We start from the raw sequence: 22,515 nt of genomic DNA on the forward strand, positions 1-22,515 counted from the left end.
CTCACGCCGACTTCTCGCGACGCTCCCGGCGGGACGGCTGCCGGGCCACGATGGTCGGGTTGACGTTCTCCTTCACGGTCTGCTCGGTGATGACGACCTTGGCGACGTCCGTGCGGCTCGGGATGTCGTACATCACCGGCAGCAGGACTTCCTCCATGATCGCCCGCAGGCCGCGTGCGCCCGTGCCGCGCAGGATCGCCTGGTCCGCGACCGCCTCCATCGCCGTCCGGGTGAACTCCAGTTCGACCCCGTCCATCTCGAACAGCTTCTGGTACTGCTTGACCAGCGCGTTCTTCGGCTCGGTGAGGATGCGGACGAGGGATTCCTTGTCCAGGTTCGTGACGCTCGCGACCATCGGCAAGCGGCCGATGAACTCGGGGATCAGGCCGAACTTGATCAGGTCCTCGGGCATCGAGTCGGCGTAGTAGTCCGCCGCGTCGACCTCGGCCTTGGTCCGCACCTCGGCGCCGAAGCCGAGACCGCGCTTGCCGACCCGGTCCTGGATGATCTTGTCGAGGCCCGCGAACGCGCCCGCCACGATGAACAGCACGTTCGTCGTGTCGATCTGGATGAACTCCTGGTGGGGGTGCTTGCGACCACCCTGCGGCGGCACCGAGGCCGTCGTCCCCTCCAGTATTTTCAGCAGCGCCTGCTGCACACCTTCACCCGACACGTCGCGCGTGATCGACGGATTTTCACTCTTTCGAGCGATCTTGTCGACCTCGTCGATGTAGATGATGCCGGTCTCGGCGCGCTTGACGTCGTAGTCCGCCGCCTGGATGAGCTTGAGGAGGATGTTCTCCACGTCCTCGCCCACGTAGCCCGCCTCGGTCAGCGCCGTGGCGTCCGCGATGGCGAAGGGCACGTTCAGCATCTTCGCGAGCGTCTGGGCCAGGTAGGTCTTGCCGCACCCCGTGGGCCCGAGCATGAGGATGTTCGACTTGGCGAGTTCCACGCCGTCGTCGCGGCCCTCACGCCCGCGGTCACCGGCCTGGATGCGCTTGTAGTGGTTGTAGACCGCCACCGAGAGCGTGCGCTTGGCCTCGTTCTGGCCGATCACGTACTGGTCGAGGAACTCGTGGATCTCGGCGGGCTTGGGCAGCTCGTCGAGCTTGACGTCACCGGCCTCCGCGAGTTCTTCCTCGATGATCTCGTTGCAGAGGTCGATGCACTCATCGCAGATGTAGACACCCGGTCCGGCGATGAGTTTTTTCACCTGCTTCTGGCTCTTGCCGCAGAAAGAGCACTTCAGCAGGTCGCCGCCGTCACCGATACGTGCCATGACCGCTGACCTCTGTCCCCTCCGGCGCACGACCTGGTGAGGTGCGCCTGACTGCTGATGTGGCGAGTGCCCGCTGGATGCGGGGTCCGCCCGTTCCCCTCGACGGTACCTGTCCTACCCGCCTGTGCGGGAGGATTAGCGTGCCCCCGACACGCCTCGCTGAGCAGGACCCCTGGTCAGCTCGGCGTGTCGGACGCCACGCCGGGACTACTTCGCCGAGAGCTTCCGGTAGGGCAGGACGCTGTCGATGAGGCCGTAGTCCTTGGCCTCGTCGGCGGTGAGGATCTTGTCGCGCTCGATGTCCGTGCGCACCTGCTCCGGCGTGCGGGTGGTGTGCCGGGCGAGCGTGGTCTCCAGCAGCCTGCGGACCCGCTGGATCTCGTTGGACTGGATCTCCAGGTCGGAGACCTGCCCGTAGACGCCCTCGGTGGCCGGCTGGTGGATCAGGATCCGGGCGTTCGGCAGCGCGTGCCGCTTGCCGGGGGTGCCCGCCGCGAGCAGCACGGCCGCCGCCGAGGCCGCCTGGCCCAGGCAGTAGGTCTGGATGTCCGGGCGGACGAACTGCATGGTGTCGTAGATGGCCATCAGCGAGGTGAACGAGCCACCGGGCGAGTTGATGTACATCAGGATGTCGCGGTCGGGGTCCTCCGACTCGAGCACGAGCAGCTGGGCCATCACGTCGTTGGCCGACGCGTCGTCCACCTGCACGCCGAGGAAGATGATGCGCTCCTCGAACAGCTTGTTGTACGGGTTGGACTCCTTGATGCCGTAGCTGGTGCGCTCGACGAACGACGGGAGCACGTACCGGGACTGCGGCGCGTGGAACTGGCTCACTTCAGGTCTCCTGGTGGCTGGTGCTCTGGTCGCGGTCAGTTGGTCGACGCCTGGCTGGCGCGGGTGATCACCTTGTCCACGAAGCCGTACTCGACGGCTTCCTTGGCGGTGAACCAGCGGTCGCGGTCCGAGTCGGCGATGATGCGCTCGACCGGCTGACCGGTGTGCTCCGCGATGAGCTCCGCCATCTCGTGCTTGGTCCGGGTGAGCATGTCCGCCTGGATCGCGATGTCCGCCGCCGTGCCGCCGACGCCGGCCGAGGGCTGGTGCATGAGGATTCGGGCGTGCGGGAGGGCGTGGCGCTTGCCGGGCGTGCCCGCGGAGAGCAGGAACTGCCCCATCGACGCGGCCAGGCCCATCGCGTAGGTCGCCACGTCGGGCTCGATCAGCTGCATCGTGTCGAAGATCGCCATGCCCGCGGTCACCGACCCGCCGGGCGAGTTGATGTAGAAGGTGATGTCCTTCTCCGGGTCCTCCGCGGCGAGGAGGAGGAGCTGGGCGACGATCTGGTTGGCGATGTTCTCTTCGACCTGCGTCCCCAGGACGATGATCCGCTCGCGGAGCAGACGCTCGTAGACCGAGTCGTTGAGGTTCATCCCCGTAGCCGCTCGCATCTCGGGCGTCGGGAAGGAATGCTGCGTCACGTCTGCCTGCCTAACTGTGCCTACTAGCTGTGCCGAAAAGAGTCTCGTAGCAACGACCTTAACGAAGGCGGGCGGCGTCGACGTCCCGACACCGCCCGCGTTCGCTCAGGGCTTCACTCCGCGTTCGCGGGTTCCGGCTCCTCGGTGGCCCTGGTCTCGCCGAACAGCTCGTCCAGGTCGAGGGCGTTGCCCTCGGAGTCCGTCACGGTGGCCTGGCGCACGACCGAGGCCAGCGCCTTGCCGCGGCGCACGTCGGCGAAGATCGCGCCGAGCTGGCCCGACTGCTGGGCCCGCTTGACGTACTCGTCGGGGCTGATGCCGAAGCGCTGCGCCTGGTAGATGATCCGCTCGGTCAGCTCGGCGTCGGTGACGTTGAGCTGCTCGGCGTCGGCGATGGCGTCCAGCACGAGCTGGGTCTTGACCGCCTGCTCGGAGGCCTCGCGCACCTCGGTGTCGAACTCCTCCTTGGTCTGGCCCTGCTCGGCCAGCCACTCGGCGAAGCGCGCCTCGTCGTGGTCCAGGGCGTGGATGGCGTCGTGCGCCCGCGCCTCGACCTCGCCCGCGACGACGGCCTCGGGCAGCGGCACCTCGACGCTGGCCAGCAGCGCCTCCAGCACCTTGTCCCGGGCCTGGACGCCCTGCTGCATCTTCTTCACGCGGCCCAGGCGGGTGCGCAGGTCGGCCTTGAGCTCGTCGAGCGTGTCGAACTCGCTGGCCAGCTGGGCGAACTCGTCGTCCAGCTCGGGCAGCTGGCGCTCCTTGACCGAGTTCAGCACCACGGTGACCTCGGCGTCGCGGCCGGCGTGGTCACCGGCGACCAGCGTCGTGGTGAAGTTCTTGGACTCGCCCTCGGAGGCGCCGACCAGGGCCTCGTCGATGCCCTCGACGAGCTGGCCGGAACCGATCTCGTAGGACAGGCCGGCGGTCTTGGCCTCCTCGACCTCCTCGCCGTCCACGGTCGCCGACAGGTCGACCACGACGAAGTCGCCGGTCTCGGCCGGGCGCTGGACGCCGGTGAGGGTGGCGAAGCGGGCGCGCAGCTCGTCGAGCTGGGTGTCCACGTCCTCGTCGGTGACCTCCTGGTCGTCGACGCTGACGGACAGCTCGCCGAAGGCGGGGACGGTGATCTCGGGGCGGACGTCGACCTCGGCGGTGAACGCCAGGGACTCGCCGTCCTCGATCTTGGTCACCTCGAAGTCGGGGCGGCCGAGGGTGCGCAGCTCACCGGAGGTCACGGCCTCCAGGTACTTCGCCGGGATGGCCTCCTGGACGACCTCGTCCAGCACGGGCGCGCGGCCGATGCGGCTCTCCAGAACGCGGGCGGGGGCCTTGCCGGGGCGGAAGCCGGGGATGCGGACCTGCTTGGCCAGCTTGCGGTACGCGCGGTCGAAGTCCGACTTGAGCTCGTCGAACGGCACCTCGACGTTGATCCGGACCCGCGTCGGGCTCAGGTGCTCGACGGTGCTCTTCAACGTGGTCTCCTCGTAACGGGCATGACGTGCGGAACACCCCGTGAACGCGTCTGGGCGCGCCGGGATTCCGCCTGAGTCTAGGCGGTCGGCCGGCGTGGTGGCGCTAGCACCCCGGGTCGAGGCGCCGCAACCGGCCGCGGTGGGGCCGTCGGGCCATTGTCGCGGCAATACCCGCTCGCCGGGAATCCCTATTGCGGGGCGCCGCCGGAATTCGTGGTGTCGGGGGAATTCCGCCCGTTCGGGCGACCCGTCCGGGTCGTCCCGCGGGGCCTCCCGGACGCCCGCCCGGACCGCCCGGCGGGCGCGGTGAAAATCACAACAGTGGTTCTTAACTCGGCTCCGGCGTGCCCGGGCGCCGTCGGGCCACGTGACCCGAGCCCGGCTCGCCAACTCGGTGTGACCAGACCGTGAATCCGCATTTTCGCGGTCTCACCAGAGCCGGATCGGTCGTACCTATGCGGCCCAACGGTCGATCGACAGGGCGATCCGTTAGGCCATTCGAGTGGCACTGGGAGCCGTGACCACGGCAGAGCGCGTCAGCACCGAGCGAGGCCACCGCGGAGTCGTGTAACACGTATGCCGTAGAGCCGACTAACAGTCGGCGACCGTCAGCGAGGGGAGGTTCGCCAGAAAGAGTGAATTGAGGCCGTTTGGAGTAGTGCCCGGCAGAAAACTTTCACTTGTCGAGATGACTCCAACCGCCGTAGTCCATTAGTGTGGGTTTCAGGTAGCGTGACGCCCGGATCCGCATGTTGGACCAGCAATAATTGGCGTTGCCGGACGTTCTGGGGGGTCAGCAGCGGACGCAACCGGCAACCGGGACCGACAGGAACGAGCGAGACAATGTCATCGAGCTCTTTAACCACCTACCAGACAAGGTGCCGATGACCCGATGAGATCCATTCCGCCGCTGCCGAACACTATCCCAGGACCACTGCTGGGCGCCGGCTGTGACTTCGGGGTCCGACGGGCCCCGGGCACACCTCCCGGCCACCGCGTACCACCCCTCGCGGTAGCGCGGCGATGTTGATCGACCTCAGGCCACGCGCACGAAGAAGCGCAGCCAGGTCAACTGCCGCCACGCACAAGAGATCACGATGCCGTCCCGCACAGGCCTCATCGTGGACCACTTACACGCACCGTTGGGGAGCTCCATGGAGACGCGTCAGCTTTTGGCGTTCACAACTGTGGTTCAAACGGGCAGCTTCACCAAGGCAGCCGCCACGCTGAATTGCTCGCAACCCACTATAACCACTCGGATCAAGGCACTCGAAGAGACCCTCGGCGTGCCGCTGTTCCGACGACTTCCACGCGGCATCCAGATGACCTCTGCCGGTGTCGAGCTTTTGCCTTTTGCCCGGAACATCATCACCCTGACCGACAAGGCCAGGAAAGCGATCACGATGAACGGCGAGCCGCACGGCAAGCTGGTCATCGGCAGCGCACAGAGTCTGACCGACTACCGTCTGCTACCACTGATCGAGTACATGTGCTGGCGCTACCCGAGCGTCCAGATCTCACTCCACTCGCGCAACACCCAGGCCAACCTGACCTCGGTGCGTGAGGGACGACTGGACTGCACCTTCTTCATCGGCTCCGTGGAGCCCCGCGAGGGGCTGGAGACGACGGTGCTGTGCCCGGAGCCGCTGGTCATGGTCGCCGGTCCCACCCACGCCCTGACCAGGCGTTCGGTGATCACCGAGGACGAGCTGCGCGGGAGCACGCTCATCCGGGCCGAGAACGGCGCCAGCTACTACGAGCAGTTCGAGCAGGCGTTGGGCCTGCAGGAAGCGGAGTCGAAGTCGCCCGTGCTGGCGCTCGACTCGATCGACGCCGCCAAGCGGGCGGTCGCCTCGGGTCTGGGGATCTCGCTTGTCCCCGAGGTGACGGTCGCCGCCGAGCTGGGCGACGGCAGGCTCCGCCGACTGCCCTGGGTGCCGCCGTTCCGGGTGTACACCCAGTTCGCGTGGCGCCAGGACAACTCCACCAACCCGTCGGTGACGGCGCTGGTGTCGGCGGCGGCGCAGGTGGTCAGCGAGCAGGTGGCAACTCCGGCATGACACTGGGGAGCCGTTCTTGAGCGCCCGGGCGCGGGTGTGCTCAAGAACGGCCCGCGTTTCGCGGGACCGGCGCCGGGTAGCACGGACACATGACCGTCAAGGCGAGTGACCTGCGGGAGCTGCTGCTGTCCGACCTGCCGGACCCCACCCTGGTCCTGATCGGGGGCAGGCTCGAGGTGATCAAGGTGGACGACCTGGACGCGGACGACTTCCGCGACGCCGTGCTCCTGCTCTCCAGGACCGAGCTCCTGGCCAGAGGCGTGGACGAGACCTCACCGGACGACGTCCTGGAACGCCAAGCGGCCACGATCTGCACCGCGGTCGCCGACCTGGACCCCGCCAGGAGTCAGCCGACGACGCGTTCCCCGTCGACCGCGGAATCCCGAACCCCCGACCGCCCATCCCCCGCGGCCCGACCGAACTCCGGCATCGCCACCGGACCTCCGTGACCACCCAGCCCACCACCGCTGGTGCCCACGTGCGGCGACTCACCCGTCAGAAGCCAGCGGCCCTCCCCTCCGACGTGGAGGAAAGGGCCGCTGAACTGGTCGGGGCGACAGGATTTGAACCTGCGACCCCCCGCTCCCAAAGCGGGTGCGCTACCAAACTGCGCCACGCCCCGGTCCACCCCAGCCTATCGCGACCAGCTAAGCTGACCACGCGCCCACCCCGGTAGGCGCGATGCGGGTGTAGCTCAATGGTAGAGCCCCAGCCTTCCAAGCTGGTCATGCGGGTTCGATTCCCGTCACCCGCTCTCGACTTCCCCTTGCAGGTCAACAGCGGTGCCACCCATCCCAGGGCAGCACCGCTGTCGCGTCTCCTGATCACGTCGTGCGATTAGCGTGCGATTGGCTGGCCCTCACCCGCTCGCTGAGCTTGTCCGCGATCTCCTTGTCCCGCTCGCTGGTCGCGTGCTGGTAGATGAGCGCCGCCCGCATGCTCCCGTGCCCCATCCGGTGCATCAGCTCCCGCGTGCTGGCTCCCGCTGCCGCCGCCAGGTTGTTGCCCGTGTGGCGCAGGTCGTGGAAGTGGAAGCCCTTCGGGAGTCCGACCTTGGCCACCGTCTTGATCCACTTCACGGACCGGTGCCAGTTGCCGCGCTTGAGCGCCGCGCCCTTCTCCCCGGTGAAGATCAGCTCCTCCGGACCGGCCTTGACGAACGCCATCAGGTGACGTCGGAAGTCGTCCACGAGGATCTCCGGCATGGCGACCGTCCGGAAGCCCGCCGCTGACTTCGGTGGGCCTTCCACGAGCTGGCCCGAGTTGAGCTGGGCCAGCCTCCGAGGCACCCGAACCGATGGCGCGTCCAGGTCGACGTCACACCTTCGAAGGGCGATCAGCTCACCCCACCGCAGACCTGTGAGGGCAGCGGCCAGGATCAGCACCCGGAAGCGGGGCGGCACGGTCTCCGACAGGGTGAACACCTGCTCGACGGCCGCCACGGGCCGTTCGGGAGCCTTCTCCTGGTCCGCACCCTTGATGCGGCATGGGTTTCGCTTGATCCGGTTGTCGTCCAAGGCGGTGTTCATGATCGCCCTCAGCAGCCGGTACGCCTTGGCGGTCGTGGTGTCCGAACGGCCGTTGTCGAGCAGGTGCCGCCGCCAGGTCCGCACGGTCTCCGTGGTAATCGAGTTGAGCAGCTTCTCCCCGAGGAACGGCACGACGTGCAGCCGGAACTGCCGCTCATACTCCTCGCGGGTGCGGACGCCGAGCTGCCGTTCCTTGATCCACCGCTCCCCGTACTCCTTGAGGGCGACCTTGCCGAGCAGCGGATCGACCCACTCACCGCGCAGTAGGTCGGTCTCCACCGTGGACAACCACGCGTTGGCATCGGTCTTGGTCGGGAACGTCTCCGGGGAGTTCCGGCGAAGGCCGTCAGGCCCGAGGTAACTCGCCTGATGCCGACCGGACGGCAGCCTGCGGACGTGCCCGAACTGGCGGTGGTTCTTCTTGTTCGCCATCAGGCAGCCCTCCAGACCGGCTCGACCCGACCGGCGTTGATGAACTCGTCCACGTCGGCCCGCTTGAGCCGGACGTGCCGCCCGAGGTGGTGAAACGCGATCCGGCGCTCTGCGATGAGCCGCCGGACGAAGCGGACGGTCGTGTTCATGTAGTCCGCCGCTTCCTGAACCGTGAAGTGCTCCTTCATTGTCTTCTCCCCCATTTACGCAGCTTGAGACGTTGCCGAACGGCTTGGCGGACTGGCCGAGGCGAGCAGCGCCGCCGTGTACTCGGCCTTCCATCGACGCCGCTCCGCGACCGCCCGCAGCAGCAGGTGTGGTCTTGGGGGCACGTTCGGGTCACCGGGCCGCACGTTGTTCCAGACAACCCGTTTGGGCTGGTCTTCCCCAGTGATCCCCAGGTCGGCCAGCAGTTGCCGAACGAATTCCTTGCGGTCGTGCTTGTGGTCGGCCAGCGACTTCCCGGACCACTTCCGCGACACCAACACCCGCCGACCGGCGACGCCAAGGGTTGAGCGCTTGTGCGCCTTGCCCTTGCACTTGCCCGGCTCCATCGACAGCCGAGCGCCCTTCGGCTGGACCCCGTAGAGCAGCCACACCGGGCACTGCGGAGAGCAGGGCGTCACGGCCAACTCCGCGCACAGCCGTTCGGCGTGGTCCTCCTGACGGCTGGTCCGGGCATCGAAGCACTCACCGATGCTCTTGGTCAGATACTTCGTCAGGTAGCCGATGTGCCGACCGGCCTCTTCAGTGCCGCCGAGGATGCCCTTGGAGTGCACCTGCATCCCGAACCGCGCCACGTGCGCCGGACGCTCCACCTGGTCGAGAGCTTGCTCCCAAGTGGGCAGCGATTCACGGGTGGTCGGGTCAACGAACCCCTTTGCCCGCGTGTCCCAGACCGGCCGGCTGTCACCGCCGTACTTGATCTCGTCGTGGTTGGGCCACCAGACCTGGTGGTAGGTGGCCTCAGCGACCGCCCGCAGCTCCGCACGCGAAATCGAACCCCGGACAGCGGCGTGCCAATGTGGCGCCAGTCGCCGCTGAGGTTCGACGGTCGAGAAGTACTGCACATCCCACCCGACGCACCGCCGCAAGTTCTGCACGAACCGATCGAGCAGGGCCGCGAAGTGCACCGCGTCCCGAGCCGCCCGCCGATAGTCGTACCGGGCCGGGTCGACCGGAGTGCCGTCCGACCGCACCTTGCCGTAGCTGTCCAGCGTCAGCGTGAGGAAGGTCGAGGGCTGGTACTTACCCCCGAAGACCCTCCCCACGGTCCGCTTGGTCACCGGCCGCCGAGGCAGGTTCGGCGCATCCTGCCGCCGCCGAGTGGACCGCTTCCGGGTGACTCGCGGACGTGCCTCCAGAGCTGGAAGCGAACCGCGGACTCCGAGCTGCCGCAGCTCCGTATCAACCCCGGCGACCTCCTCTCGGACCTCCTCCGCCCCGATCTCGTCGCCCTCCTCAACAGCCGCCCTGTACGCCTTGACCAGATCGGCCCGGAAGGCCACCAACACCCGTTGGTCCTCGGACGGCGCATCCGGGGTGAAGTCCGGCTCCTCGGTCAGGTGCCACCCCTCCCGACACTGCGCCATCCGCAACCGCCGGTTCTTCTCCGCGCATGTCGGGCACACACTGGCGACCGTCGAGCCGCACGGGACAGGGATGATGTCGACCCGCCCGGTGTCCAGGTCGACACGCTCCTTGGCCAGAGGCCGGACGCAGACGCCGTGTTCCTCAGCGACCGCCCGAGCCACATCGAGCGCCGCCGGCTGCTTCATCCGGTCGGCACGAGTCAGGTACTCGCTCACGCCGCAACCTCCCCACTGCCGTCCGGTCGAGTCGGGAAGTCGTGCACTTCTGCATCGGCCAGGAAGACGCTCAGCTCGACAAGGTCCGCATCGGTGACGTGAAACGCCCGAGCCCGCTCCGGCTCCCGCTGCCCGTCCTGCTTCACCCAGGCGACGCCGGGCGTGTTCTCGCTGATCTCGTGGGCTGCCGCGCCCCGCTGCCGCACCCCGTCGCCAAGGACCATGTCCACCTGTTGTGGCTCGTCCAGGCGCAGCGCCACGCGGGTGCTGAACAGGTGCCTGAACCCGACGACCTCCTTGCGCGGGTCCTGGACCAGGCCCACGACCGCGTAGCCGGGTGCCCGCCCCTGAGACGTGATGGTCTGGATGGCCCGCGCGGCACGCTCGCGGAGCTGCTTGTCCGGTTGGTAAGCAATCAGGTCCGCTAGCTCATCGACCACCAGGACCGTGAACGGCTCACCGGTCGACCGCGCCCACAGCCGCCGGACACCCCGGTATCGCGTCGCGCGTTCCTTGACCTCTGCGGCGACTTCCTCAAGTAGGGCAACAGCTTCCGGCCCGTTGTCGTACACGACCCGATCGAACGCATCCGGGCACTGCCCCAGCTCCATCCCGCCCTTCGGGTCGATCCCCACCAGCCGAACCAGGCGCGCCCGCACCGCCGGAGCGAGCTGCCACACCAGCGACCAGAGCACCGAGCCCTTGCCCGCACCGGGCACGCCGACCACGAGCACTTGAGACCCGAGCAGACGCAGCCGCCACGGCCTACCGGTCTCGGTCCGACCGACGACCACCCGCTTGAGGTCCACCTCGGTCGAGTCCGCCAGCGCGGGCACCGCGAGAGGTCGCAGCAGCGGGTCACGGTGGACGAAGTCCAGCTCGATCACCCGAGGACGCAACACCCGCACCCGACACGAGCGAGCACCGAACGAGTGCGCCAGGCCGTCCCGGCGCAGCTCCCATACGTCTGGCGACTGTGCGGGCACCATCCGCACCCGGACCCGGTCCCGCCATCCCTCGGATCGCACCCGCCGAAGCCTGGGCCGGTACTCACGCCCACGGTCCCGCTTGGCCAGCTCAGCGAGCCGCATCACCGATCGCCACTTCGGGACGTACACAGTTGCCCGCCGCCATTCGGTCACCAGCCGGTACCAGCCGTGGCGCAGGAACGACCGACGATCGAGACCCGCCCAGATAGTCAGTGCAGCGACCAGCGACAACAACGCCAGCACCAACGGCGAGAGCCCGAACCGCCACCAGCACCAGGCCGCCGACACCTGCACCACCGTGACCACCGGATACCGAACGACAACCAGCACCAGGCGCACGGCCCCGACGACCATCAACCACACCAGCGCCACCACGGCCGCAATCCACTTGGCCTTGCCGGGGACGAGCACCCACCACGGCACACGAGGCCGGACACCCTCGAACGGGGCCGGGTCGACCCACTTCCCGCCGTTCATCGCCCACGCCCCACGGGGGCGAAAATCAGCGGCAGCCAACCCAGGCAACCATAACAAACGACCTGGTTCGGGGCGTAGACACCGAACCGCTTGCACGCCCCACAGGGGCGACCGTTGGACAACTTCCACACTGTCGGAGCACCGCGCCGACTTGACGCGCGCACCCCACGTACCGATAGCCTCGACATGACCGGAATCCCTTGTGTGGTAACGAAAGCACGCGAAAGTTCCGGTCGGTGTGTCGCCGGGAAACAGCTTCAGCCCGCCAAGACTCGAACCTGTTTCCCCGCGACCCCACCAACCAGCAATTCAGATCACTTGCCGCACGAGACCGCCCGCACGGTCAATCGCTCGTCTCGACCTCGAACAGGTCCTCGAACTCGAACGGCGCGAGCGCCTTCAACGCCCCGCTGATGAACCGCGCACCGGGCCTCAGCTCTCCGTCACGCGCACGCTTCACCGTCGACCGGTTGAGCCCCATCGCCTTGGCCAACGCGTAGTCCGAGTGGAACCCCGCCAACCGCACAGCCTTGGTGAACGCGTCGTCACGAAGCCTCACCGCATACCTCGGATCACCGACCCGGTGCGGAACACGAACCGCCTGCGCCGCCGTGCGCTCTGACCCACCCGGCTCGATCCTCCGCCGTCGCTTGCGGCGAGCACCCGCGTCAGCAGCGAGGCCCTGGGCGATCTTGTCCGCCTTCTCCCGCTGCTGCTCCGCGAGGAACAGAGCTTCCCTCTGCCGCCCACGATCCGTCTCCGCAACCCGCCGATACACCTCGGCCGCCCGCAGGTGGAAATCCCGCCACTCCACCCGCGTGGCCTCCCGTGAGGGCACCACCTCAAGCAGAGCGTCATGGGCCTGCCGAAGCGTCGCCGCCGACTCCACGGCCGACCACAACTCCTCCAGCGACGTCACTCCCACTCATCCCCCTCGACGCCCAAGGCAACGCCTCCGTCCTGCAACGCCGAGCGCAGCCGGTTGATCGAGTCCTTCTCGACCACCAGGACGACCGGGAACGCCTTCCCGAAACGAATCTCCACCCGGTCGGCGAACGTCTGCGGGTAGGCCCGGATGGGCAGGTCATCGGTCACGTGAAGCCGAACCATGTCGCTGCTCATCGGTCACGCCGCCTTAGCAGCGGACTTGACCACAACCGGCTTCATACCCGAGGCCCGCAGGCTGTACCCCAGCTTCGCCCGACACCGGTGCCGCTCACCCCCATGGCTGCCACGGCACGCCTTGTCGTCAATCCACGGCGTCACCGTCAACCCTTCGAACACCACCGGCCGCACGTCCGTCCCCGGAATCGCCTCCGGCGGAACCGGCTGGTGAGGGGCCGCGATCTTCACCGTCACCACGGCGTCCGTCTTCCGCTCCGCCGCCTGGTCGATCACCAGGACCGACCACACCAACAGCCCGGACTCTTTGTCCGTCTCCTGCTGAACCGGCAACCCCTTCGCCCGCTCCTCGGCCGACTGGAACTTGAGCACCGGCTCGACACCCATCACCAGCGCACCACGAGGAAAGACGAAGTCGTGCGTCGTCGGAAGCCTGCTCCCACCACTGATCGCCACAGCCGATCTCCTGTCATCAGCGTCGGCTGGACCCTTGGTCCAGCACCTTGACACCAACCACTTTCGGCTGATCGGCGGGACGCAAGCACCGCATAGTGGGACTTCTAAGGACGTCTCTGCTAACTTGAAGACGTCCCAAGTCGTCACCACGGGGGTACACATGGCCAACGAACGCCTACGAGAAGCCCTGCTACGCAACGGCCTGGACCTCGACCACGTAGCCCGCGCCACCAGCGTCGACCCCAAGACCGTCGAACGCTGGATCACCAAAGGCCGCGTCCCCTACCCCCGCCACCGCCACACCATCGCCTCAATGGTCCGCGAGACCGAGAACTACCTCTGGCCGGACGCCGTAGCCGCGGACCGCAAGGCCGAGATCGCCGAGTCCGAAGTGGTCAAGGTCTACCCCCACCGCAACAACATCCCCGCGGACCTCTGGGACCGACTCCTCAACGACGCCACCAAGCACATCGAGGTCCTGTCCCTGGCCGCCCTCTTCCTGGTCGAACGCCCGACCTTCGCCAAGGAGCTGCGCCTCAAGGCCGAGAACGGAACCCGCATCCGCCTACTGTTCGGAGACCCCACCGCCCGCGAAGCCTCCCGCCGCAGTGAGGAAGAGCAGCTGGGCAAGGGCACCGTCGCCGCCCGCATCCGCAACGCCCTTGCGTTCGTCCGCCCACTGGTCGACGTCCCCGGCATCGAGGTCCGTCTACACAAGACGACCCTCTACAACTCCGTGTTCCGCTTCGACGACGAGATGATCGTCAACACCCACGTCTACGGCTTCCCCGGCGCCCACGCCCCAGCCCTCCACCTACGCCGACTCTCCGCAGGCGACCTCTTCGAGACCTACTCCGAAAGCCTGGAGACCGTTTGGGCAGGCGCGAAGCGCGCCACCTTCTGACAAGGTCGAACCATGACGAGGACCGACTACCTCAACGACCCCAACGCCCCGAAGCCGAACAGCATCCGGGTAGCCGTTAGCGCCATCGTCCAAGACCCCACCGGCCGCCTCCTCATGATCCGGCGAACCGACAACGACAAGTACGCCATCCCCGGCGGCGGCCAGGACGTCGGCGAGACGCTCGCCCAAGCCGTCGTCCGCGAGGTCGAAGAGGAAACCGGCATCCACGTCGAGGTCACCGGCCTGGTCGGCCTCTACTCCAACCCCAACCACGTCATCGCCTACGACGACGGCGAGGTCCGCCAGGAGTTCTCCATCTGCTTCCGCGCTCAACCCATCGGAGGCGAGCTGCGCACAAGCAGCGAATCCAAGGAAGTCCACTGGGTAGAGCCCCACCGCCTGCCCGACCTCGACATTCACCCGTCGATCCGTCTACGCATCGACCATGGCCTCAGCAACCGCCCCGAGCCCTACTTCACCTGATCTCAACCCCAGCGGCCCTCAGCCGCGCCTCCGTACGCTCCACTGCAGCCACCAACTCAGGCTCCGCCTGGCGGATGAAAACCGTCACCAGGTCTTCCGGCCCATACCGCGTCTGAATCTCCGCGATGCGCTCATGAACCCCGGTCGTGTCCCCGTCCGGCCCGGTGGTCATGTCCGCCCACCACAGCGCATCTCGCAGCGGCGTCTTCTCATCCACCCAACGCGCCAGCTCAGCCGAGATCCCTCTCAACTCGGCCTCCCGGTAGGCGCACGAGTGATGAGCCACGAGCGCGCACAACCGCTCCGGAAAGCCCTGCCGTGCGAGGCATCGAGCCCCGTCAAGCGGATGAAACCCAGTCTCCGCCACCTTCGGCGCATACCCTAAATCGTGAAGGAAAGCAGCCGCCTCAAGTAGTTCCGCATCAATTTTGAGAAATAGACATGCGGCCAACTTGGCCCGTTTTGCAACCCCTTGAACATGAGACCAACGGGCCGGCAAGGTAACCGCGAGCGAGTCATACGCCAAGTGTTTTGCAGTCGCCAGAAGTGACATCCTCACTCTTACATTCTACGACGCAACAGCCGAACGGAGACCGTTATAGATCCTGTCGGCAATCTCGCTCGCCCCGTCCACAATACCACCCTTACGAATCCTGTCATCGAGCCTGACCTGCACGCTAGGCTTGACCCCAGGAACTACGCATACTTCAATCAAGCCACCAGTTCGATTCGAAGGTGCAGCAGTCCAGCGTTGCAACCTGTAATTTTTGTTTCTTACAGCAAAAAACAACGATGGGTATCGAACCACATTCTCTCGCGGATCATGGAGATTGAGGCTACAAAAGCCGATCCACACCAGCAGATCGCTCACGCCATTGCTGACCAGGAAAAACCACATATTCCCAGACTTGTCCGCCTTCGTCAGCTTCCAGAACGAGTCCTCGTCAAGGCGATAAAAATCTTCGACGGTCAAATTCCTCACGCGCAGCTCGCCGAACAGACGCGCCATAAAGTTATTGAACACCGCCAGCCAAGAGCTGTAAATGTTTCGACTGCGGCTATCGATCTCATCGCCAATTAGACTACGAACGAATCCTGGCTTGCCCATGTCCCGCGCGAAACGCTTCTCGGCTTTAATAAAAATTCCAGCCAAGGGAAATATATCGCCAGCTACATCGCTATGCGCCAACGCGTCGATGTATTCTGTACGCTCCGTATTATGCTTGATGATCGCAGGTGGAAGACCATTGCGGGCGAAGATAAGGTTGACTAGAACTCGCGCGAGTCTGCCATTTCCATCCTCAAACGGGTGAATATGCGTCAGCCAAGCATGCGCGATAGCGGCATGCAATGTTACAGGCATGCCACCGTGGTCGCGCGACAACCAAGTACTAAAGTCGCGCATTTTCGCCGGCGTGTCGATCGGCAAGGGCGGCTCATGGGTCCCCTCGCCACCAATCCTTACATGATAGCGCTTATACCTCCCGGCGAATTCCTCGCCAGACGTTATGAGAGCGTGCATGCTTCGGATATCCGACTCGGACAACGGCCGACCGTCGGCAAGTGTGGAGACATAACTTTCGGCAAGAACCTTCGCACCGTGCAATCCCAGTACATCAATAAGATGCTTGTCACGCTTCATGCCTACATAGAGCATTCCTTTCATGAGGTCTTTATCGACAAGCGCAGCATCCGAAGATTTGAGAATTTCACTAGTACGGGCGAGCGACGGGCCGAGATCCTCCAGTTTGTTACTCTCGTAGATTTCGCGCGTTTGCCTGTTCACCGCATAGTCGATCAAAAATCCTTTAGCTTGAATCTCACGCGAAGCGGCCTGCACTTTCTCACGAACTCGCCGTTCGGCGTCAAAAAGAACGTCGATCTGCTTGTCAATGTCCGAATCATCGGGCAGCGAGTAGGGGCAACCTTGAAGGTCGACGACCGAGCTCACACGCACCACACCCTTTACTGGCGCTTAGTGCGCCCGACATCACCGGTAAGTCTAGTCGCTGCTTGCCGAATTGCGCTCTACAGGATCAAGGCGCGCGCCGTCTCAGGCGGCGCGCGGCACGGCCCAGCGCACGTTGGCACCAACTCCCCGCATCACGGCACGCCGGGCTCCCGCTCCGCTCCGCCCGTCGGCCGTGCGCGGAGTCGGTGCACGTGGCTGGGATGGCGGCGCACTGCACTGACGGGCACAGCTCGTCGCGGCTTTGGGAGTTCGCCAGTCGGGACGATCGCGCGGTTACCCGGCCTGGTCGGGCTGGGCACGGCGATCGACTGCCGCGACGGCTTCGCCGCCTTGCCATCGCTCCGTCAGTGCTTGTCACGAGGCGGGTTCGGGTCGTTCCCCTTCGGCGAGGTGTCCCGGGAGCGAATCCGTCCATCACGACCGTGGGTGATCGCGTCCCCACCGGTGTTGCCGACGATCTCTCGCGCACGTGCTGTGGCTTCTGCCTGCGTGTCAAAGTGAGCGCTCGCCCGCACGGCATCCGGCTTGCGGACGTCCCAACCACCCTCGGGATTGGGAACCACGTGCCGGTCGTTGTCACCCATGATGCCTCCTCGGAGCATGGACCAAGCGTTGGTAGTCCAATCGGCGCTGAAGGCGCGTGCGCTACTCGAACAGGGTGCTCTTCACCCGAACGGCCGCACTGACTGACACCATTCTGTACATGGCAAAGGGCCGTCCGGCATATCAGGACGGCTTCGCAGTTGCTCGATGGAGCACAACCAGGCCCACGTCCGCTCGTCACGTCCCGTGCGATTAGCGTGCGATTAGCCCAGGTCAACGAGGGTCAACAGCGGTCAACTACGACCGGGGCGAGAGCTGGTCAGGCGCAGTGAGCTGGCGCTGCCGCCGCACTTCCAAGCTGGTCATGCGGGTTCGATTCCCGTCACCCGCTCCAGCCTCTTCTCGCTGGTAGACCTCTTGCGGACCGTCCCACGTGGACGGTCTTTTGCTTTCTGCGAATCTTCCGTGCCCTCGCGTGCCCCTTGTCCGCGCTCACCACGGCCTCGATCCCCGCCGCGATGCTCCGCCCCCGCTCCTCCCTCGAATGGAGGTAGATGAGCACCGCGCGGGTGGAGCTGTGCCCCATCCGGTCCATAAGTTCCCGGAGCGTCGCCCCGGTCTCCGCCGCCAGCGTGTTGCCCGTGTGCCGGAGGTCGTGCAGGTGGACGTCCGGCATTCCCGCCGCCTTCCTCGCCGTGTCTCCTGATCACGTCGTGCCATTAGCGTGCGATTGGCGCTGCTTCACCCCGGTGATCGGACTGGTTCGGCTCGGTCTCGCAGTGCGTCCGCCGGTAGATCGCCGGCGGATGTCCCATGTGGACGGTTTTGGCGTCCTCGCACGCTCGGGTCGGGCGGCGGTTGGGGTGGTTGGTCGGCGGCTCATGATGGGGCATGCGTTTGGACCAGATCGTGGTGGACTGCGTCGACCCTGCGGGGCTCGTGAGGTTCTGGGCGGGGTTGCTCGGTGGGCGGCCGGTGGAGCGGGAGCACGGGTGGGCGCACGTCGTTCCACCCGGGTGGCCCCGGATCTCGTTCCAGCCCGTGCCGGAGCCGAAAGCGGTGAAGAACCGGCTCCACCTGGACATCGGCGTGGACGACATCACGGCTGCCACGGAGAGGGCCGTCGGACTCGGGGCCAGGCCGCTGGGCGCGGTGCAGACCGACGAGCAGGGCAGCTTCCAGGTGCTGCTCGACCCGGCGGGCAACGAGTTCTGCTTCGTCAAAGCCGCCTAGGACGTCACGACGCGCCACAGGGCTTCGCCGAAGCGGATCGCCGGCACGACCACGAGGACGCCGATGGCGAAGGTCACCGGGCATCTCAGGATCAGGCGCAGCGTCGTCACGCGCCCATTCTGCCCCGACGACGCCCGCGGATCAGCCGGTGGCGGCGGCGACGGCGGCACGCAGTGAGCGCACCACCGAGACGTCCCCCTCCACCGACACGTGCTCCTCCCCGACCCGGCCCCACAACCACAGGTCCACCGCGGACGGCGAGCCGCTCACGACGGCCGCCGGGGTGGCTTGCGGGCAGTAGTCGACGACCCCCTCGTGCAGCGCCACGGTCCACTCCCGGCCCGGCACACGCAGCGTCACAGCTTGTCCTGACGTGTGAACGCCGGGTGGCTGGTGGCAGCCCAGCCACAGGTGCAGCACCTCGTCGATGCCGTCCGCGGCCAAGCCGGGCTCCAACGGCGCCGCCGAGCCGGTCGCGGCCTGCGCGTCGAACCGGTGCACGGCCGTCTCGTGCGCCATCCGACGCACCCAGAACCCCAGGGTCCGGTCCCACGGGCACCACGTCGCCGCAGGTGACGCCGCACGCTCCGGATCCAGCACGGTGATCAGGGACGCCGCGCCGGTCCGGTACCAGTCGATGGGGTCGGCTCCCGGCGAGCTCTCCCACCCCACCGGGCGCGCGCCGCGGCCGATCCACTCCGCCACCATCCGGTGGATCGAGCCGAGGTGCACGAGAAGGTCACCGACCGTCATGCCTGGGCACGCCGGCACGTCACGGTCGAGTGGCGCGAGTTCTGCCGCGACCGCGAACGACTCCGCTTCGACGCGGAGCGCGCCGGCCAACGAGTGGGCATCCATCACCGCAGCATCGTCGAACGCACCACCCGGGGGCGACCCCGTATTGGATCGCGCGCGGCGACCGACCGGCGTATGAACGTGCCATGGCGCTCACCCTCCGCACCCTCGCCGCGAACGACCTCGCCGAGTTCCAGCGGCTCGTCAACTCGGCTTTCCTCTTCGACAGCGTCGAGGACCAGCTCGAACGGTGGCGTGGCCTGTTCGAGCCGGAACGGCACCACGCCGTGTTCGACGGTGACGAGCTGATCGGCGGCGGCGGCATCCAGAGCCGGCAGATCACGCTGCCCGGCGCCGGTCCGCAACCGGTCGCGGCGGTCACGTCGGTCGGCGTGAAACCGGGCCATCGGCGGCGCGGCGTGCTCACCCGCGTGATGCGCGCCCAGCTGCACGGCATGCACGAGGACGGCGCCGAGGCGATCGCCGCGCTGTGGGCGTCGGAGGCCGCGATCTACCCCCGGTTCGGCTACGGGCTCGCGGCCGAGTTCACCCGGCTCGAGGTGCCGAGCGGCGCGAAGTTCCGGCCCGGCGTGTCGACGGGTGGTGAGCGGTTGCGCGAGGTGTCGCGGGACGAGGCCATGCCGTTCATGAAGGCCGTGTACGAGGACTTGCGGCCGAGCCGGACGGGGTGGCTGAGCCGCAAGGACGCCGCGTGGGACCACCAGTTCGCCGACACCGAGCGCGACCGCGACGGGTTGACCGCGTACCGCTACGTCCTGCACCCGCAGGGCTACGCGGTCTACCGGGTCAAGGCGGACTGGCGGGAACGCGGCCCGCGCAACGAGCTGCACGTGCGCGAGATCGCGGCACGCACCGACGAGGCGTACGCGGCGCTCTACCGGTACCTGTTGGACGTCGACATGGTCGGCGAGCTGAAGTTCTTCACCGCCGCCGACGACCCGGGCGTCCACCTGCTGGAGGACGCACGGCTCGCGCTGCGCGGCCGGGGCGACTCGCTGTGGGTGCGGCTGGTGGACGTCGACCGCGCGCTCACCCTGCGCCGTTACCTCTCGGACGTGGACGTGGTGCTGGAGCTGTCGGACGAGTTCTGCCCGTGGAACGCGGGCCGGTGGCGGTTCACCGTGAAGGACGGCGCGGCCACCGTGCGGCGGGTGGACGACGAGCCGGACGTGGTGCTCGACGTGCAGGCGTTGGGCGCGGCGTACCTCGGTGGGACGAGGCTGGCGACCCTGGCGAGGGCCCAACGGGTGAGTGAGGTCACCGGTGGTGCGCTGAACGCCCTGTCACATGCGCTTTCGGGTGATCGGGAGCCTCACTGCCCGGAGGTGTTCTGACCGTTTCGGGAACCTCTGCCCGGCGTGCGGCGTTTTCCGGGCAACAAGCACCGGGAGGGTCGATGACCACCACGATCGTGTTGCTCGTGCTGCTGGTCCTGGTCGGCGCGGTCTGGTATTCCGCCCGCTCCGCCGCCGAGAAGCGCCGCCGGGAGCTGGAGGACGCGCAGGCCGAAGCACGCCGTTGGGTGGAGCGGCTGGGCGGCCAGGTGATGAACCTGGCCGGCACGGACGTGGCCTCGCAGCAGGCGATGGCCGACGCGTCCGAGCGGTTCACCGCGGCCGGTTCGCAGATGGAGCAGGCGCGCACGGTGGAGCAGTGCCGCCTCGTCACGCAGACCGCGATGGAAGGCCTGTACTACGTGCGGGCCGCGCGCGTGGCGATGGACCTCGACCCGGGCCCCGAGCTGCCGGACCTCACCGGTCAGAGCCGGGCGGGCAAGGTGTCGGAGGAGCGTGACGTCACGGTGGAGGGCCACCGGTACGTCGCCTCGCCGCGGCCGGGCGCGCACACGCCGCACTACTACCCCGGTGGTGTGGTGGCGGGACGTCCGGTGCCGCAGGGCTGGTACTCCGAGCCGTGGTGGAAGCCCGCGCTGGTGGCGGGCGCGTGGGGCTTCGCCTCGATGATGCTGTTCAGCGCGATGTTCACGGGCATGGTCGGCGTGCCGGCGGCCGTGGCGTCCGAGGACCCCGGCGCCGACGGCGGTGACGACGGCGGCGATGGTGGCGACGGCGGCGACGCGGGCGGTGACGCGGGCGGCGACTACGGCGGTGGTGACTTCGGTGGCGGCGACTTCGGTGGCGGCGACTTCGGCGGGTTCTGACCGCTCAGGCGGGTTGGCAGGTCGGGCACCAGTAGAGGTTCCGGCCTGCCAGTGAGGCGGCGGCGACGGGCGTGCCGCAGACCAGGCACGGTTGACCGGTGCGGCGGTAGACGTAGACCTCGCCGCCGTGCCGGTCCTGGCGCGGCGGGCGGCCGGTGACCTCGGGCAGGTCCTCGGGCCGCACGGTGTCGATGCGCCCGACCTTCACCCCGGCCCGCATGAGCACGGTCAGGTCGAACCACAGGTCGTCCCACAACGCCCGGTCCAGCTGGTTGCCGGGCACGAGCGGGTGCACGCCGTGCCGGAACAGCACCTCGGCCCGGTAGACGTTGCCGACGCCCGCGAGCACGGTCTGGTCCATCAGCAGCACGGCGATGGACTGGCGGGACCGGGCGATGCGCGCCCACGCCAGGTCGGGTTTCGCGTCACGGCGCAGCGGGTCCGGTCCGAGGCGGGCGCGCAGCGCGGCCACCTCGACGTCGGTCAGCACCTCGCACCGGGTCGGGCCGCGCAGGTCCGTCCAGTGGGTGGGGCCGACCAGCCGCATCCGCACTTGGCCGACCGGCTGGGTGACCGGGTGCGGCGACTCGGTGAACGTGCCGTAGAGCCCCAGGTGGACGTGCACGGTCGCGTCCGGCCCGTAGACGTGGAACAGGTGCTTGCCGTGCGCCTCGGCGCGCTCGAACAGCCGACCGTCCACAGCGGACGTGGCGAACCGGCCCTGCGGGCTCGACACCCGGACCGTCGAGCCCGCGTACCGGCGTCGGTGCAGCTTCGCCAGGCGGTGCAGCGTGTGACCTTCAGGCATCAGGGCAGGGCCGGCGCCTCGCCGGTGCGCTCGTACTCGCGGAGGATGTCGATGCGCCGCGCGTGCCGCTCCTGCCCGGAGAACGGGGTGGCGAGGAACGCCTCCACGATCGCGAACGCCTCCTCGGTGGTGTGCATCCGGCCGCCGATGCCGATGAGCTGGGCGTCGTTGTGCTCGCGGGCGAGCTTCGCCGTCTCCACGCTGTAGGCGAGCGCGGCGCGGGCGCCGGGCACCTTGTTCGCGGCGATCTGCTCGCCGTTGCCGGAGCCGCCGATGACGATGCCCAGGCTGCCCTCGTCCGCGACGACGCGGCGGGCCGCCTCGATGCAGAACGGCGGGTAGTCGTCCTCCGCGTCGTAGGCGGCCGGTCCGACGTCGACCACCTCGTGGCCCGCGTCGGTCAGGTGCTTGACGAGGTGGGTCTTCAGCTCGAAGCCCGCGTGGTCCGATCCCAGGTAAACGCGCACGTCAGCAAGTCTGCCATCCTGGA

The 22,515-nt window shown here is 67.5% G+C and carries 24 protein-coding genes, 2 tRNA genes and 1 pseudogene; 8 read left to right on the top strand and 19 right to left on the bottom strand.

Annotated elements, in window-relative coordinates:
• Position 1: 1 nt before the first annotated feature.
• The 4 genes from clpX to tig form a co-directional block, all read right to left on the bottom strand.
• Positions 2 to 1,282, bottom strand: a complete 1,281-nt coding sequence (gene clpX, locus EDD40_RS16200; RefSeq protein WP_106615123.1) for an ATP-dependent Clp protease ATP-binding subunit ClpX — start codon at positions 1,280 to 1,282, stop codon at positions 2 to 4.
• Between the two features lie 207 nt (positions 1,283 to 1,489).
• A complete protein-coding gene (locus EDD40_RS16205; RefSeq protein ID WP_123743662.1) occupies positions 1,490 to 2,116 on the bottom strand; it encodes an ATP-dependent Clp protease proteolytic subunit in 627 nt (208 codons plus the stop codon).
• 35 nt (positions 2,117 to 2,151) lie between these two features.
• A complete protein-coding gene (locus EDD40_RS16210; protein WP_123743663.1) occupies positions 2,152 to 2,730 on the bottom strand; it encodes an ATP-dependent Clp protease proteolytic subunit in 579 nt (192 codons plus the stop codon).
• 143 nt (positions 2,731 to 2,873) lie between these two features.
• Entirely contained in the window at positions 2,874 to 4,232 is a 1,359-nt protein-coding gene (tig, locus tag EDD40_RS16215; protein WP_123743664.1) for a trigger factor, read from the bottom strand.
• 1,154 nt (positions 4,233 to 5,386) lie between these two features.
• On the opposite strand from tig, the gene EDD40_RS16220 reads away from it, so the two are divergent.
• Positions 5,387 to 6,292 carry a LysR family transcriptional regulator gene (locus EDD40_RS16220; protein ID WP_123748058.1) on the top strand — a complete coding sequence of 302 codons (906 nt, stop codon included), beginning with the start codon at positions 5,387 to 5,389 and terminating at the stop codon, positions 6,290 to 6,292.
• Positions 6,293 to 6,381: 89 nt separating this feature from the next.
• The gene (locus tag EDD40_RS16225; protein WP_123743665.1) at positions 6,382 to 6,741 is read left to right on the top strand and encodes a hypothetical protein; all 360 of its coding nucleotides are present in this window, start codon (positions 6,382 to 6,384) and stop codon (positions 6,739 to 6,741) included.
• A gap of 96 nt (positions 6,742 to 6,837) precedes the next feature.
• Here EDD40_RS16225 and EDD40_RS16230 read toward each other — a convergent pair.
• A tRNA-Pro gene (locus tag EDD40_RS16230) sits at positions 6,838 to 6,914 on the bottom strand.
• 61 nt (positions 6,915 to 6,975) lie between these two features.
• Here EDD40_RS16230 and EDD40_RS16235 point away from each other — a divergent pair.
• Positions 6,976 to 7,046: transfer RNA gene (locus tag EDD40_RS16235), tRNA-Gly, on the top strand.
• A gap of 70 nt (positions 7,047 to 7,116) precedes the next feature.
• On the opposite strand, the gene EDD40_RS16240 is transcribed toward EDD40_RS16235, so the two are convergent.
• The 7 genes from EDD40_RS16240 to EDD40_RS16270 form a co-directional block, all read right to left on the bottom strand.
• Positions 7,117 to 8,253, bottom strand: a complete 1,137-nt coding sequence (locus EDD40_RS16240) for a tyrosine-type recombinase/integrase (RefSeq protein WP_123743666.1) — start codon at positions 8,251 to 8,253, stop codon at positions 7,117 to 7,119.
• Positions 8,253 to 8,456 carry a helix-turn-helix domain-containing protein gene (locus tag EDD40_RS16245; RefSeq protein WP_211348184.1) on the bottom strand — a complete coding sequence of 68 codons (204 nt, stop codon included), beginning with the start codon at positions 8,454 to 8,456 and terminating at the stop codon, positions 8,253 to 8,255. Before EDD40_RS16245 ends, EDD40_RS16240 begins: the two co-directional genes overlap by 1 nt.
• The gene (locus EDD40_RS16250; protein WP_123748059.1) at positions 8,457 to 10,031 is read right to left on the bottom strand and encodes a replication initiator; all 1,575 of its coding nucleotides are present in this window, start codon (positions 10,029 to 10,031) and stop codon (positions 8,457 to 8,459) included.
• 26 nt (positions 10,032 to 10,057) lie between these two features.
• Complete coding sequence (locus EDD40_RS16255) at positions 10,058 to 11,527, bottom strand: FtsK/SpoIIIE domain-containing protein (protein ID WP_123743667.1); 1,470 nt, start codon at positions 11,525 to 11,527, stop codon at positions 10,058 to 10,060.
• A 343-nt stretch (positions 11,528 to 11,870) separates the two neighbouring features.
• The gene (locus tag EDD40_RS44620; protein WP_342777768.1) at positions 11,871 to 12,446 is read right to left on the bottom strand and encodes an AMED_5909 family protein; all 576 of its coding nucleotides are present in this window, start codon (positions 12,444 to 12,446) and stop codon (positions 11,871 to 11,873) included.
• Positions 12,443 to 12,622 carry a hypothetical protein gene (locus EDD40_RS16265; protein ID WP_246037686.1) on the bottom strand — a complete coding sequence of 60 codons (180 nt, stop codon included), beginning with the start codon at positions 12,620 to 12,622 and terminating at the stop codon, positions 12,443 to 12,445. The genes EDD40_RS44620 and EDD40_RS16265 overlap by 4 nt, the downstream gene beginning before the upstream one ends.
• 30 nt (positions 12,623 to 12,652) lie before the next feature.
• The gene (locus EDD40_RS16270; protein WP_211348185.1) at positions 12,653 to 13,105 is read right to left on the bottom strand and encodes a hypothetical protein; all 453 of its coding nucleotides are present in this window, start codon (positions 13,103 to 13,105) and stop codon (positions 12,653 to 12,655) included.
• Positions 13,106 to 13,265: 160 nt separating this feature from the next.
• Here EDD40_RS16270 and EDD40_RS16275 point away from each other — a divergent pair, with 160 nt between their 5' ends.
• Both EDD40_RS16275 and EDD40_RS16280 read left to right on the top strand, forming a co-directional pair.
• A complete protein-coding gene (locus tag EDD40_RS16275; RefSeq protein WP_123743668.1) occupies positions 13,266 to 14,009 on the top strand; it encodes a DUF5919 domain-containing protein in 744 nt (247 codons plus the stop codon).
• Positions 14,010 to 14,021: 12 nt separating this feature from the next.
• Positions 14,022 to 14,492, top strand: coding sequence for an NUDIX hydrolase (locus EDD40_RS16280; protein WP_123743669.1), 471 nt, complete (start codon positions 14,022 to 14,024; stop codon positions 14,490 to 14,492).
• On the opposite strand, the gene EDD40_RS16285 is transcribed toward EDD40_RS16280, so the two are convergent.
• The 4 genes and pseudogenes from EDD40_RS16285 to EDD40_RS16300 all read right to left on the bottom strand — a co-directional run.
• Positions 14,485 to 15,045, bottom strand: a complete 561-nt coding sequence (locus EDD40_RS16285) for an HD domain-containing protein (RefSeq protein ID WP_123748063.1) — start codon at positions 15,043 to 15,045, stop codon at positions 14,485 to 14,487. The genes EDD40_RS16280 and EDD40_RS16285 overlap by 8 nt on opposite strands.
• A 15-nt stretch (positions 15,046 to 15,060) precedes the next feature.
• Positions 15,061 to 16,443, bottom strand: coding sequence for a Fic family protein (locus EDD40_RS16290; RefSeq protein ID WP_123743670.1), 1,383 nt, complete (start codon positions 16,441 to 16,443; stop codon positions 15,061 to 15,063).
• A gap of 365 nt (positions 16,444 to 16,808) precedes the next feature.
• The gene (locus EDD40_RS16295; RefSeq protein ID WP_123743671.1) at positions 16,809 to 17,048 is read right to left on the bottom strand and encodes a DUF2188 domain-containing protein; all 240 of its coding nucleotides are present in this window, start codon (positions 17,046 to 17,048) and stop codon (positions 16,809 to 16,811) included.
• 341 nt (positions 17,049 to 17,389) lie between these two features.
• Positions 17,390 to 17,689, bottom strand: a pseudogene (locus tag EDD40_RS16300) (tyrosine-type recombinase/integrase); the annotation flags it as partial.
• Between the two features lie 209 nt (positions 17,690 to 17,898).
• On the opposite strand from EDD40_RS16300, the gene EDD40_RS16305 reads away from it, so the two are divergent.
• Complete coding sequence (locus EDD40_RS16305) at positions 17,899 to 18,240, top strand: VOC family protein (RefSeq protein WP_123743673.1); 342 nt, start codon at positions 17,899 to 17,901, stop codon at positions 18,238 to 18,240.
• Between the two features lie 141 nt (positions 18,241 to 18,381).
• On the opposite strand, the gene EDD40_RS16310 is transcribed toward EDD40_RS16305, so the two are convergent.
• A complete protein-coding gene (locus EDD40_RS16310; RefSeq protein ID WP_123743674.1) occupies positions 18,382 to 19,098 on the bottom strand; it encodes a maleylpyruvate isomerase family mycothiol-dependent enzyme in 717 nt (238 codons plus the stop codon).
• An 83-nt stretch (positions 19,099 to 19,181) separates the two neighbouring features.
• Between EDD40_RS16310 and EDD40_RS16315 the strand changes: the two genes are divergently transcribed.
• Together EDD40_RS16315 and EDD40_RS16320 are read left to right on the top strand one after the other, a co-directional pair.
• A complete protein-coding gene (locus tag EDD40_RS16315; protein ID WP_123743675.1) occupies positions 19,182 to 20,390 on the top strand; it encodes a GNAT family N-acetyltransferase in 1,209 nt (402 codons plus the stop codon).
• Positions 20,391 to 20,452: 62 nt separating this feature from the next.
• On the top strand, positions 20,453 to 21,217 hold the full coding sequence (locus tag EDD40_RS16320) for a hypothetical protein (protein WP_123743676.1): 765 nt from the start codon (positions 20,453 to 20,455) through the stop codon (positions 21,215 to 21,217).
• 4 nt (positions 21,218 to 21,221) lie between these two features.
• Here EDD40_RS16320 and EDD40_RS16325 read toward each other — a convergent pair whose 3' ends face one another.
• Both EDD40_RS16325 and EDD40_RS16330 read right to left on the bottom strand, forming a co-directional pair.
• Positions 21,222 to 22,025 (bottom strand): Fpg/Nei family DNA glycosylase, encoded by an 804-nt coding sequence (locus tag EDD40_RS16325; protein WP_123743677.1) that lies wholly within the window; start codon positions 22,023 to 22,025, stop codon positions 21,222 to 21,224.
• Complete coding sequence (locus EDD40_RS16330; protein ID WP_123743678.1) at positions 22,025 to 22,492, bottom strand: ribose-5-phosphate isomerase; 468 nt, start codon at positions 22,490 to 22,492, stop codon at positions 22,025 to 22,027. The genes EDD40_RS16325 and EDD40_RS16330 overlap by 1 nt, the downstream gene beginning before the upstream one ends.
• Positions 22,493 to 22,515 lie beyond the last annotated feature (23 nt).

It is taken from the genome of Saccharothrix texasensis (assembly GCF_003752005.1).
Classification (GTDB): domain Bacteria; phylum Actinomycetota; class Actinomycetes; order Mycobacteriales; family Pseudonocardiaceae; genus Actinosynnema; species Actinosynnema texasense.